General features: G+C 65.1%; 7 protein-coding genes and 3 rRNA genes. 2 read left to right on the forward strand and 8 right to left on the reverse strand.

Going from position 1 to position 13,241, the window contains the following annotated elements:
* Positions 1-1,066: 1,066 nt before the first annotated feature.
* The 4 genes from rrf to tyrS form a co-directional block, all read right to left on the reverse strand.
* Positions 1,067-1,183 (reverse strand): 5S ribosomal RNA (rrf, locus tag CMN_RS09660).
* Positions 1,184-1,301: 118 nt separating this feature from the next.
* A 23S ribosomal RNA gene (locus CMN_RS09665) occupies positions 1,302-4,421 on the reverse strand.
* A 425-nt stretch (positions 4,422-4,846) separates the two neighbouring features.
* Positions 4,847-6,367 (reverse strand): 16S ribosomal RNA (locus tag CMN_RS09670).
* Together the 16S, 23S and 5S rRNA genes form the textbook arrangement of a ribosomal RNA operon.
* 547 nt (positions 6,368-6,914) lie before the next feature.
* Entirely contained in the window at positions 6,915-8,255 is a 1,341-nt protein-coding gene (gene tyrS / locus CMN_RS09675) for a tyrosine--tRNA ligase (RefSeq protein WP_041465275.1), read from the reverse strand.
* Positions 8,256-8,426: 171 nt separating this feature from the next.
* On the opposite strand from tyrS, the gene CMN_RS09680 reads away from it, so the two are divergent.
* Together CMN_RS09680 and CMN_RS09685 are read left to right on the forward strand one after the other, a co-directional pair.
* Positions 8,427-9,104 carry a hypothetical protein gene (locus CMN_RS09680; RefSeq protein WP_015490630.1) on the forward strand — a complete coding sequence of 226 codons (678 nt, stop codon included), beginning with the start codon at positions 8,427-8,429 and terminating at the stop codon, positions 9,102-9,104.
* Entirely contained in the window at positions 9,101-9,700 is a 600-nt protein-coding gene (locus CMN_RS09685) for a hypothetical protein (RefSeq protein WP_015490631.1), read from the forward strand. The genes CMN_RS09680 and CMN_RS09685 overlap by 4 nt, the downstream gene beginning before the upstream one ends.
* An 18-nt stretch (positions 9,701-9,718) precedes the next feature.
* Here the strand turns inward: CMN_RS09685 and CMN_RS09690 are convergent, their stop codons facing one another.
* Genes CMN_RS09690 through CMN_RS09700 form a run of 4 tightly spaced genes read right to left on the reverse strand, consistent with a single transcriptional unit; the run spans position 9,719 to position 13,202 of the window.
* Positions 9,719-10,333, reverse strand: coding sequence for a DNA-3-methyladenine glycosylase (locus tag CMN_RS09690; RefSeq protein ID WP_015490632.1), 615 nt, complete (start codon positions 10,331-10,333; stop codon positions 9,719-9,721).
* A gap of 7 nt (positions 10,334-10,340) precedes the next feature.
* Positions 10,341-10,478, reverse strand: a complete 138-nt coding sequence (locus tag CMN_RS15125; protein ID WP_015490633.1) for a hypothetical protein — start codon at positions 10,476-10,478, stop codon at positions 10,341-10,343.
* Positions 10,475-11,956, reverse strand: a complete 1,482-nt coding sequence (argH, locus tag CMN_RS09695; protein ID WP_015490634.1) for an argininosuccinate lyase — start codon at positions 11,954-11,956, stop codon at positions 10,475-10,477. Before argH ends, CMN_RS15125 begins: the two co-directional genes overlap by 4 nt.
* A 4-nt stretch (positions 11,957-11,960) precedes the next feature.
* Positions 11,961-13,202: an argininosuccinate synthase gene (locus CMN_RS09700; RefSeq protein WP_015490635.1), complete on the reverse strand. Its 1,242-nt coding sequence runs from the start codon at positions 13,200-13,202 to the stop codon at positions 11,961-11,963.
* Positions 13,203-13,241 lie beyond the last annotated feature (39 nt).

Below are 13,241 nucleotides of genomic sequence, written 5' to 3' on the forward strand. Positions count from 1 at the left end.
GATCGTTCCGCGCGGGTCGACCGTCCCGGGTCCAGAGCTTGTCGCCGTCCCGCGGCGGCCGCGCGCCGCCTCGACCGGCATCCCGCCCGCCTGCATCGCGGCCACCTCCCTTCGACCACGGCTTGCGCTCGCCATCACGAGCCGGACGAGACGCACCCGGACCGCCATCACGAGACCAGGGCTTGCGCTCCCCATCACGCTGCGGACGAGCAGCCCCGCCACCGTCCTTCGACCACGGCTTGCGCTCCCCGTCTCGCGACGGTCGAGCCGCACCCGGAGCGCCATCGCGCGACCAGGGCTTGCGCTCCCCATCACGCTGCGGACGAGCAGCCCCGCCACCGTCCTTCGACCACGGCTTGCGCTCCCCGTCTCGCGACGGTCGAGCCGCACCCGGACCGCCATCCCGCGACCACGGCTTGCGCTCGCCCTCACGCGCGGGCCGGTCACCGCCCGCGCCACGACCACCCGACGCACGACCGCCGTCGCGCGGGCCACGTGGAGCACCGGAGGACCCACGCTCGTACGGCGGCTTCGCACCATCCCGGCCCCGCGGCGAGTGCGACGATCCGCGGTCCTGGCCCTCGGGCCGGCTGTCTCGATCGGATGAGTCGCTCACTGTGCTCCTGTCGGCCCTGACGGCCAGATGATGTCTGTGGTGTTGTGGGTGTTGCGGAAGTCAGCTACCAGGCTAACCGGTGCCACCGCGCCCGCGCGCGGACGGAGGCCGGAGGCCCGAGCGAGATGCACGGGCACCCGGATTCTCACGACCCCGCCGTGACCACGGGATTCGAGCAGTCGGCGTCCCTCCGACGATCGTCCCGAGCGCGCGCGTGGCCAGGAGAGCGCGGGTGGCCACGAGAGCGCGGGTGGCCACGAGAGCGCGGGTGTCCACGAGAGCGGGCGTCGTGCGCCAGGCCGCACGACCGATCGCGCGGCACGAATGCCCGGGCCGGTGAGAACCATGCCTGTCGACGCCATGCCCAGAAGACCTCGGCGCATCGGCCGTCGACGCGGAAAGGCCCGCCGCACGATGTGCGACGGGCCTCCCCGATCATTCTCAAGTTAAGTCCGGCGGTGTCCTACTCTCCCACAGGGTCCCCCCTGCAGTACCATCGGCGCTGAAAGTCTTAGCTTCCGGGTTCGGAATGTGACCGGGCGTTTCCCTCTCGCTATGGCCGCCGAAACACCTCACACACACCCCTCAAGGGGCATGAAATCTGTGATGAATCGACCAGTCAATCTGGTTGTTCAATTAGTACCCGACCGTATATCGGGAACCACATAGTGGACGCAAGCAAAGTGTTTTCAAGATATCGGCTTATTAGTACAGGTCAGCTCCACGAGTCTTTAGTCCTCGCTTCCACATCCTGCCTATCAACCCGGTAGTCTAGCCGGGAGCCTTCACCCTGAAAGGGATGGAAATCTCATCTCGAAGCCGGCTTCCCGCTTAGATGCTTTCAGCGGTTATCCGTTCCGAACGTAGCTAATCAGCGGTGCTCCTGGCGGAACAACTGACACACCAGAGGTTCGTCCATCCCGGTCCTCTCGTACTAGGGATAGATCTTCTCAAATTTCCTACGCGCGCAGCGGATAGGGACCGAACTGTCTCACGACGTTCTAAACCCAGCTCGCGTACCGCTTTAATGGGCGAACAGCCCAACCCTTGGGACCTACTCCAGCCCCAGGATGCGACGAGCCGACATCGAGGTGCCAAACCATGCCGTCGATATGGACTCTTGGGCAAGATCAGCCTGTTATCCCCGAGGTACCTTTTATCCGTTGAGCGACAGCGCTTCCACAAGCCACTGCCGGATCACTAGTCCCGACTTTCGTCCCTGCTCGACTTGTCAGTCTCACAGTCAAGCTCCCTTGTGCACTTACACTCGACACCTGATTACCAACCAGGTTGAGGGAACCTTTGGGCGCCTCCGTTACTCTTTAGGAGGCAACCGCCCCAGTTAAACTACCCACCAGGCACTGTCCCTGAACCGGATTACGGTTCGAAGTTAGATATCCAGAGTGACCAGAGTGGTATTTCAACAATGACTCCACCCGAACTAGCGTCCGAGCTTCACAGTCTCCCACCTATCCTACACAAGCCACACCGAACACCAATACCAAGCTGTAGTAAAGGTCACGGGGTCTTTCCGTCCTGCTGCGCGTAACGAGCATCTTTACTCGTAGTGCAATTTCGCCGAGTTCGCGGTTGAGACAGCTGGGAAGTCGTTACGCCATTCGTGCAGGTCGGAACTTACCCGACAAGGAATTTCGCTACCTTAGGATGGTTATAGTTACCACCGCCGTTTACTGGGGCTTAAATTCTCAGCTTCGCACTTACGTGCTAACCGTTCCTCTTAACCTTCCAGCACCGGGCAGGCGTCAGTCCGTATACATCGTCTTGCGACTTAGCACGGACCTGTGTTTTTAGTAAACAGTCGCTTCCCACTGGTCTCTGCGGCCTTCAAACGCTTCAGGAGTAAATCCCTACACGCCTCAGGCCCCCCTTCTCCCGAAGTTACGGGGGCATTTTGCCGAGTTCCTTAACCACGATTCTCTCGATCTCCTTAGTATTCTCTACCTGACCACCTGAGTCGGTTTGGGGTACGGGCGATTGGAACCTCGCGTCGATGCTTTTCTCGGCAGCATAGGATCACTGATTTCGTCCGTGAGGACTACCCATCGGGTCTCAGGCTACATAGAAGACGGATTTGCCTATCTTCTGCCCTACATCCTTAGACCGGGACAACCATCGCCCGGCTCAGCTACCTTCCTGCGTCACACCTGTTAATACGCTAAACGCCCCAGCGTAGGGTCGTGTGCTAGGCCAAGACCGTCACCCCGAAGGGATCGAATCAAGGATTCAGACACTTAGCATTACTGGCTTGTCTTGGGCGGTTCTTCATCGGTACGGGAATATCAACCCGTTGTCCATCGACTACGCCTGTCGGCCTCGCCTTAGGTCCCGACTTACCCAGGGCGGATTAGCCTGGCCCTGGAACCCTTGGTCTTTCGGAGGACGGGTTTCTCACCCGTCTTTCGCTACTCATGCCTGCATTCTCACTCGTGTGGCCTCCACGGCTGGTTCACACCGCCGCTTCGCTGGCCACACGACGCTCTCCTACCCATCCATACGGCTGGACCACGAAGGCCTGCCTATAATATAAATGCCACAACTTCGGTGGCGTGCTTGAGCCCCGTTACATTGTCGGCGCGGAATCACTTGACCAGTGAGCTATTACGCACTCTTTCAAGGGTGGCTGCTTCTAAGCCAACCTCCTGGTTGTCTATGCAACTCCACATCCTTTCCCACTTAGCACGCGCTTAGGGACCTTAGATGGTGGTCTGGGTTGTTTCCCTCTCGACGATGAAGCTTATCCCCCACCGTCTCACTGCTGCGCTCTCACTTACCGGCATTCGGAGTTTGGCTGAAGTCAGTAACCTTTTGGGGCCCATCGTCCATCCAGTAGCTCTACCTCCGGCAAGAAACACGCAACGCTGCACCTAAATGCATTTCGGAGAGAACCAGCTATCACGAAGTTTGATTGGCCTTTCACCCCTATCCACAGCTCATCCCCTCCATTTTCAACTGAAGTGGGTTCGGTCCTCCACGACGTCTTACCGTCGCTTCAACCTGGCCATGGATAGATCACTTCGCTTCGGGTCTAGAACATGCGACTCATACGCCCTATTAAGACTCGCTTTCGCTACGGCTGCCCCTCACGGGTTAACCTCGCCACATATCACTAACTCGCAGGCTCATTCTTCAAAAGGCACGCTGTCACACCAACAAGGGTGCTCCAACGGTTTGTAAGCAAACGGTTTCAGGTACTATTTCACTCCCCTCCCGGGGTACTTTTCACCTTTCCCTCACGGTACTTGTCCGCTATCGGTCATCTGGGAGTATTTAGGCTTATCAGGTGGTCCTGACAGATTCACACGGGATTTCTCGGGCCCCGTGCTACTTGGGATACTCTCCGGACAGGCGACGACATTTCGACTACGGGGTTCGCACCCTCTATGACTGGCCTTTCAAGACCATTCGTCTATATCGCGCTCATTGCCCTCACAGCTCGGTAGAACTGTACGGAAAGTCCCGCAACCCCGACCATGCAACTCCTACCGGATATCACACATGATCGGTTTGGCCTCTTCCGGTTTCGCTCGCCACTACTAACGGAATCGCTTTTGCTTTCTCTTCCTGTGGGTACTGAGATGTTTCACTTCCCCACGTTCCCTCTACCCGCCCTATATATTCAGGCGGGAGTCACCAGGTCACCCAAAGGGCCTGGCGGGGTTTCCCCATTCGGAGATCCTCGGATCACAGCTCTATTATCAGCTCCCCGAGGCTTATCGCAGATTTATACGTCCTTCTTCGGCTCCAGATGCCAAGGCATCCACCGTTTGCTCTTAGAATCTTGAAATCACATGAGATTGAATCGTTTCGCCTCCCCTAGAGGAGACAGAATTGACCAATGATCTATAAATAGATCTTTGTGATCCACCGGAAAACCGGTGAATCTAAGATGCTCGCGTCCACTGTGTAGTTCTCAATATACGGGCGGTACCCCACCACCATCCACGAAAGGACGACGGAAAGGGTCCGACAAGAAACCAGACACACCCGAAGGTGCGGCCCGGTCCCTCAGGACCCAACAGCGTGCAACATGCCCTCGACACACCAGACCGCGTTCCCACCCCACAAGGAGGCGTACTAGCAGCCCGACACATCAGCCGGCATCAATGTCAATGTTCCACCCATGAGCGCCACCACCAGGACATACGCCTGACGCGTGACTTGGCACCGTGATCTCCCTGTATACAGAGGAGAGGTGCACATGCTCCTTAGAAAGGAGGTGATCCAGCCGCACCTTCCGGTACGGCTACCTTGTTACGACTTAGTCCTAATCACCGATCCCACCTTCGACAGCTCCTCCCTTGCGGTTAGGCCACTGGCTTCGGGTGTTACCGACTTTCATGACTTGACGGGCGGTGTGTACAAGGCCCGGGAACGTATTCACCGCAGCGTTGCTGATCTGCGATTACTAGCGACTCCGACTTCATGAGGTCGAGTTGCAGACCTCAATCCGAACTGAGACCGGCTTTTTGGGATTCGCTCCACCTTACGGTATCGCAGCCCTTTGTACCGGCCATTGTAGCATGCGTGAAGCCCAAGACATAAGGGGCATGATGATTTGACGTCATCCCCACCTTCCTCCGAGTTGACCCCGGCAGTCTCCTATGAGTTCCCACCATGACGTGCTGGCAACATAGAACGAGGGTTGCGCTCGTTGCGGGACTTAACCCAACATCTCACGACACGAGCTGACGACAACCATGCACCACCTGTATACCGACCTTGCGGGGCACACATCTCTGCATGTTTCCGGTATATGTCAAGCCTTGGTAAGGTTCTTCGCGTTGCATCGAATTAATCCGCATGCTCCGCCGCTTGTGCGGGCCCCCGTCAATTCCTTTGAGTTTTAGCCTTGCGGCCGTACTCCCCAGGCGGGGAACTTAATGCGTTAGCTGCGACACGGAGACCGTGGAATGGCCCCCACATCTAGTTCCCAACGTTTACGGCATGGACTACCAGGGTATCTAATCCTGTTCGCTCCCCATGCTTTCGCTCCTCAGCGTCAGTTACGGCCCAGAGATCTGCCTTCGCCATCGGTGTTCCTCCTGATATCTGCGCATTCCACCGCTACACCAGGAATTCCAATCTCCCCTACCGCACTCTAGTCTGCCCGTACCCACTGCAGACCCGAGGTTGAGCCTCGGGATTTCACAGCAGACGCGACAAACCGCCTACGAGCTCTTTACGCCCAATAATTCCGGACAACGCTTGCACCCTACGTATTACCGCGGCTGCTGGCACGTAGTTAGCCGGTGCTTTTTCTGCAGGTACCGTCACTTTCGCTTCTTCCCTACTAAAAGAGGTTTACAACCCGAAGGCCGTCATCCCTCACGCGGCGTTGCTGCATCAGGCTTGCGCCCATTGTGCAATATTCCCCACTGCTGCCTCCCGTAGGAGTCTGGGCCGTGTCTCAGTCCCAGTGTGGCCGGTCACCCTCTCAGGCCGGCTACCCGTCGTAGGCTTGGTGAGCCATTACCTCACCAACAACCTGATAGGCCGCGAGTCCATCCCCAACCGAAATTCTTTCCACGACCAGACCATGCGGCCAGTCGTCATATCCGGTATTAGCTACCATTTCTAGCAGTTATCCCAGAGTCGGGGGCAGGTTACTCACGTGTTACTCACCCGTTCGCCACTGATCCGCCAGAGCAAGCTCTGACATCACCGTTCGACTTGCATGTGTTAAGCACGCCGCCAGCGTTCGTCCTGAGCCAGGATCAAACTCTCCATAAATGCTTAAACGCACGACCACCCGAAAGCGATCGGCACATCTAAAGCCGGACGTGAACGGGAATCGAACACGAACCAGCAAGTTTGAAACCGACAGAACAAATCATTACTGACTTGCTTGTTTGTTTTAAATGTATTCCAAAGGAATCCGAAACGAGCATCCGAAGGACACCCGCAACGGGTATTTGGCATTTGACATTGTGCACGCTGTTGAGTTCTCAAGGAACGGACGCTCCCGACACCGACCATCACAGCCAGCCATCGGAACTCACACTCCACCGCTCCCCGTGGGAGTGATCCAGACCAGAAGGCCCAGCACTCACGTCGGAAGCAGAATCAGACCCTAGCTCAGTTAATGGTAAACACGCAACCCTCAAGGCCACGGCAACTTCTGTTTCACCAGGATCATCACCCACCAGAACAGCTCCGGAAGCCTTCCAGCTCCCCGCCCCTTCCGGCGACAAGAGGAGACATTACGCGGACCACCCCACCCCCGCAAAACAACCCGCATCCCGGGCGTGTCGCAACCGCCTCCCAGACAATATCGCGGTCAGGACGGGATTCCGGCGACCGTGATACCGGCGAGGGTCTTCTTGCCCCGCCGGATCACAGCGAAACGGCCGTGCAGGAGATCATCTACGACCGCGGCCGCGTCGCCCACCGCGACGTTGTTCACGTACACCCCGCCCTGGGTGATCGCGCGTCGGGCCTCCCCCGCGCTCGAGACCAGACCCGTGTCGATCAGGGCCTGGATCACGGTGGTGCCGACGGGGATCTCGGCGGACGGGAGTTCCCCGAGCGCAGCGCGGAGCGTGGGCTCATCGAGAGCGCTCAGCTCGCCCTGGCCGAAGAGCGCCTGCGCGGCCGCGATCGCGGACTCCGTCGCCGCGACGCCGTGCACCAGCGTGGTCACCTCCCACGCGAGTGCGCGCTGCGCCTCGCGCCGGAACGGCTCGGACTCCACGGCGCGCGCGAGCTCCTCGATGCGCGCCCGGTCGAGGAACGTGAAGATGCGCAGGCGGTGGATCACGTCGGCGTCGTCGGTGTTGAGCCAGAACTGGTAGAACGCGTACGGGCTCGTGAGCTCGGGGTCGAGCCACACCGCGTTGCCCTCGCTCTTGCCGAACTTGGTGCCGTCGGAGTTGGTGACGAGGGGCGTGCCGATCGCGTGCGCCGTCGCCCGCTCGCTGCGCCGGATGAGGTCGGTGCCGCTGGTGAGGTTGCCCCACTGGTCGCTGCCACCGGTCTGCAGCACGCACCCGTGCGTGCGGTGCAGCTCCCGGAAGTCGAGGCCTTGCAGGATCTGGTAGCTGAACTCGGTGTAGCTGATGCCCTCGTCGGAGTTGAGGCGCGCGCTGACAGCGTCCTTCTTGAGCATGGTGCCCACCCGGAAGTGCTTGCCCACCTCCCGGAGGAAGTCGATGGCGCTCAGGGGCGCCGTCCACTCCAGGTTGTTGACGATCCGCAGGGCGTTGTCGCCCTCGGAGCTGAGGAAGGCGGACACTTGCGCCCGGATGCGACCGACCCACTCCGCCACGACCTCCGGGCTGTTGAGCGTGCGCTCCGCCGTCGGTCGCGGGTCGCCGATGAGCCCCGTCGACCCGCCCACCAGGCCGAGCGGCCGGTGCCCGGCCAGCTGGAGCCGCCGCATGAGGAGAAGCTGCACGAGGTTGCCGAGGTGCAGGCTCGGCGCGGTGGGGTCGAAGCCGCAGTAGTAGGCGATGGGCGGACCGGACAGCAGCTCCTTCAGCGCGTCCTGGTCCGTGGAGACGTGCACGTACCCACGCCAGACGATCTCCTCCCACACGTCCTCGAAGGACGGGTCGTTGCGCTGGGCGGAGAGGCGTTCGGGATCGGCGTTCGTCACCCGATCACGGTACCAGCGCGGCATCCCCGGGCCGGAGGGTGCGGCGGCGACGACCGACGTGTCGGGGGTCGGTGGCCCACGTCATGCTGATGTCCACCGTCGGATGAGCGCATCAGCGCGATGGGATTGATCGTGTCGAGTCAAGTGCATGGCATTGATGTGCCATCATCAAGCTCAGAGACTTGAGGAGCGCGCATGTTCGTCATCACCGCCGACCAGAAGGCCAGCCGGCACGACATCGACCGCGCCGGGAGCGGACGGGACGACCTCGCTGCCCGCTACGAGGGCCGCCTGGTGCTCCCGGTCGACCGCACGTCCGGCGACGAGGTGCAGGCGCTCGTCGCCGACGCGGCCACGGCGCTCGACATGGTGCTGCTGCTCACGCGCGCCGGGCACTGGAGCGTCGGGCTCGGCATCGGGACGGTGCGGACCCCGCTCCCCCGCGCGACGCGCGAGGCGACGGGGCCGGCGTTCATCGCCGCCCGCGACGCCGTCACGGCGGCGAAGCGGAGCGCGACGCGGTTCGCGCTCGCGACGGATCCGCCGACCGCGCGCGCCGACGACGATCCGCCACCGGCGCTTCCGGGGCCCGCGGAGGTCGAGGCGCTCCTCACGCTGCTGCTGCTCGCGCGGGACCGACGCACCCCGCAGGGCTGGGACGTCGTCGACCGCATGGAGGGCGGCGGGACGCAGCGCGAGGTGGCGGCCGAGCTCGGGATCACGCCGCAGGCCGTGAGCACGCGGCTCCGCACGAGCGGGTGGCGGGCCGAGCGCGCCGCGATCCCCGGGCTCGCGGCGCTGCTCGCGCACCTCGACGCGGGAGCGACGGCAGCCGGGGAACCCGCCGCGACGCGGGACGGGCGCGACTCGTGATCCCCGCCGGCTCGCCCGCCGAGGTCGCGGCCTGGGTCGTCCTCTGCCTGCTCGCCACCGCGAGCCTCGTGCTCGCGCTGCTGGCCGTGCGCGCGCCACGCACGGGAACGGTCGCGGGGGCCGCCGCCGCCCTCGGCGCCGCGGTGGTGCTGGGCCTCGCGCTCGAGGGCGTCGCCTCGCCGCTGGTCGTCGGGTACCTCGGGCTCGTCGCCGTCGTGCTCGCGGTGCTGGGCGGCGGGTCGGCGTCCACCGTCGTGCTGGCCCTCGCCACCCGCGGCTCGGTGCCGCCCGGCGCGTACGGCGGGATCCTGGTCCCGCCGCGCGGGCAGGAGGACGACCCCTCCGCGATCCGTCGACCGACACATGAGGTGCTGCGCGGCGGCGCGACGATCGGCATGCTCGAGCGGCTGGCCGTCGCGGCCGTCATCCTCGCGGGCTACCCCGAGGCGCTGGCGGTCGTCATCGCCATCAAGGGCGTCGGCCGGTTCTCCGAGCTCGGCGAGGCGGCCGAGGCGCGCGAGCGCTTCATCATCGGCACCCTCGTGAGCTGGCTGTGGGCCGCGACGTGCGCGGCGGTCGTGCTCGTCGTCCGCTAGCCGGCAGGCCGGCACCGCTCAGCGGCGGACGCGGGCGACGTGCGCGCGATACGGCGAGACCGTGGGGTCGCCGGGCACCCAGAACCGCCAGGGGAAGAGCTCGCCGGATCCGCCCGGGCCGGACACGCCGACGCGCGGACCCGATGCCGGCAGCGCGAGCGGCGCGTCCGGCAGGACGAGACCGTAGGGCGCCGCGTCGAGCGCCGCGCCGTCGTCGGACAGCGGGATGCCGAGCGCGACGGTGAGGCGCGCGGGGCCGCGCGCCAGGTCGCGATCGCGGACGGCGGCACCCCGGCGGCTCCGCGCGAGGTCGGCGCCCTCGATCACCTCGCCCGCGCGTAGCAGGACCCCCGCGCTCATCCCCTCGGGGCCGCAGACGATGTTCGCGCACGTGTGCATGCCGTACGTGAAGTACGCGTAGAGATGCGCGGGCGGGCCGAACATGGTCGCGTTGCGCGCGCGCTTCCCCCGGAAGGCGTGCGAGCCGGGATCCTCGCCCACCCCGCGGTACGCCTCCACCTCGGTGAGGCGGACGGCGACGCGGCCCTCCTCCGAGTCGCGCGACAGGATGGCGCCGAGGAGGGCGGGCGCCACCTCGACCGCGTCGCGCGCGAAGAAGGCCGCGTCGATCACGCGGGGATCAGATCAGCTCGCCGTTGAGGCTCGCCACGACGACGACGAACACCAGGACGGCGACGGCCACCCCGACGACGAGCGGCAGGAGCCAGCGGTGCCGCGGCTCGGGCCGCTCGGGACGGCGGCCGTTCGAGAGCGTCACGCGGACACCTCGCCGGAAGCCGCCGCCCGGCGCTCGGCCGCGGCATCGGCTCGCGCCCGCAGCTCGGCCACCCGGCGCACCAGCTCGGCGCGCTGCTCGTCGACCCGGATGCGGGCGGTGCCGCCCACGCCGTCGCGGCTGGACACGGATCCCTCGATGCTCAGGACCTCGCGGACCTGCGGCACCAGGTGCGGCGAGACGGCGCGCAGCTCGTCGTCGCTGAGATCCTCGAGGCCGACGCCCCGGGACTCGGCGGCCTTCACGAGCTCGCCTGTGATCTCGTGCGCGTCGCGGAAGGCCACGCGGTGCTTGACGAGCCACTCGGCCACGTCGGTCGCGAGCGAGAAGCCCTGCGGCGCGAGCTCGGCCATGCGCTCGGTGTCGAAGCGGAGGGTCGCGATCATGCCGGTGAACGCCGGCAGGAGGACCTCCAGCGTCTGCACGGAGTCGAAGACCGGCTCCTTGTCCTCCTGGAGGTCGCGGTTGTACGCGAGCGGGAGCCCCTTGAGGGTCGCGAGCAGGCCGGACAGGTTGCCGATGAGGCGCCCGGACTTGCCGCGCGCGAGCTCGGCGATGTCGGGGTTCTTCTTCTGCGGCATGATCGACGACCCGGTCGAGTACGAGTCGCTCAGGGTGACGAAGCCGAACTCGCGCGTGTTCCAGAGGATGATCTCCTCGCTCAGGCGCGACAGGTCGATGCCGACCTGCGCGAGCACGAACGCGAACTCGGCCACGACGTCGCGCGCCGCCGTCCCGTCGATGGAGTTCTCGGAGCTGCGCGCGAAGCCCAGGTCGCGGGCGACCGCGCCGGCGTCGAGGCCGAGGGTCGATCCCGCGAGCGCGCCGGATCCGTAGGGCGAGACGTCCGCGCGCGCGTCCCAGTCGGCGAGGCGCTCGAGGTCGCGAACCAGCGGCCAGCAGTGCGCGAGCAGGTGGTGCGCGAGGAGGACCGGCTGCGCGTGCTGCAGGTGCGTGCGGCCCGGCATGATCGCGCCGCCCGCCGCCTCGGCCTGCGCGGCCAGGGCGTCGACGAGCCGCACGAGCATCGCGTGGATGACGGCCGCGTGGTCGCGCAGGTACATGCGGACGAGCGTGGCGATCTGGTCGTTGCGGCTGCGGCCCGCTCGGAGCTTGCCGCCGAGCTCGGTGCCCGCGATGTCCATGAGCCCGCGCTCGAGCGCGCCGTGCACGTCCTCGTCGGCCTCGGACGCGACGAGCGCGCCCGAGCGCACGCGCTCCTCCAGGGTGTCGAGCGCCTGCAGCATGGCCTGCCGCTCGGCGTCGGACAGGTAGCCCGCGGACGCGAGGGCACGGGCGTGCGCCCGGGATCCGGCGATGTCGTACGGCGCCAGCTGCCAGTCGAAGTGCGTCGAGCGGCTGAGCGCCACGAGCTCCGGCGACGGGCCGCCGGCGAAGCGGCCGCCCCAGAGGGCGCCCGCCTCGCTCGCTCGGGAGGACGGATCCGTGCTCTCGGTCATGCGGCTACTCCGCGGCGGGCGCGGCGTCGTCGGCCGCCAGCGCGGCCTGCTCGACCGCGAGGTCGCGGCGCGCCGAGATCTTGCTCGGCAGCGACCACAGCTCGATGAAGCCCTTGGAGAGCGACTGGTCGAACGTGTCGCCCGTGTCGTAGGTGGCGAGGTCGAAGTCGTACAGGCTCGAGTCGCTGCGGCGGCCGGTGACGACCGCGCGTCCGCCGCGGAGCGTCATGCGGATGTCGCCGGAGACGTGGCGCTGCGAGTCCTCGATGAACGCGTCGAGCGAGCGCTTGAGGCCGGAGAACCAGAGCCCGTCGTAGACGAGGTTCGCCCAGTCCTTCTCCACGCCGCGCTTGTAGCGGCCGAGGTCGCGCTCGATCGTGAGGGCCTCGAGCTCCTCGTGCGCCTCGATGAGGGTCATGGCGGCGGGCGCCTCGTAGACCTCGCGGCTCTTGATGCCGACGAGGCGGTCCTCGACGACGTCGATGCGGCCGATGCCGTGCGCGCCCGCGGCGGCGTTGAGCTCCTGGACGATGCGCAGCGGCGAGTAGCGCACGCCGTCGATCGCGACGGGGACGCCGGCCTCGAACGTGATGGTGACCTCGGTGGGGTCGCGCAGCACGTCGGGGTCCTGCGTGTACTCGTAGAGGTCCTCGATGGGGCCGTTCCACGGGTCCTCGAGGAAGCCGGTCTCGACCGCGCGGCCCCAGACGTTCTTGTCGATCGAGTACGGGCTCTTCTTGCTCTGCTCGATGGGCAGGTCGTGCTCGTTCGCGTAGACGATGGCCTTGTCGCGCGTGAGCGCGAGGTCGCGGACGGGCGCGATGGACGTGAGGTCGGGCGCGAGAGCGGCGACCGCGGCCTCGAAGCGCACCTGGTCGTTGCCCTTGCCGGTGCAGCCGTGCGCGACGCTGTTCGCGCCGAGCTCGTGGGCGACGCGCGCGAGGTGCTTGGCGATCAGCGGGCGGCTGAGGCCCGAGACCAGCGGGTAGCGCTTCTGGTAGAGGGCGTTGGCCTTGAGCGCGGGGACGATGTAGTCGTCCGCGAACTCGTCCTTGGCGTCCACCACGACGGCCTCGACCGCGCCGCAGTCGAGCGCGCGCTGCCGGATGACCTCCATGTCCTCGCCGCCCTGGCCGACGTCGACGGCGAGGGCCACGACCTCCTTGCCGGTCGCGTCCTTGAGCCAGCCGATGCCGACCGAGGTGTCGAGTCCGCCGGAATATGCCAGTACCACGCGTTCGGCCATGCCGTTCTCCGTTTCGTTGCTGAGGTGTCTCGGGGTGTG

This window comes from Clavibacter nebraskensis NCPPB 2581 (assembly GCF_000355695.1).
In the GTDB taxonomy this organism is placed as follows: domain Bacteria; phylum Actinomycetota; class Actinomycetes; order Actinomycetales; family Microbacteriaceae; genus Clavibacter; species Clavibacter nebraskensis.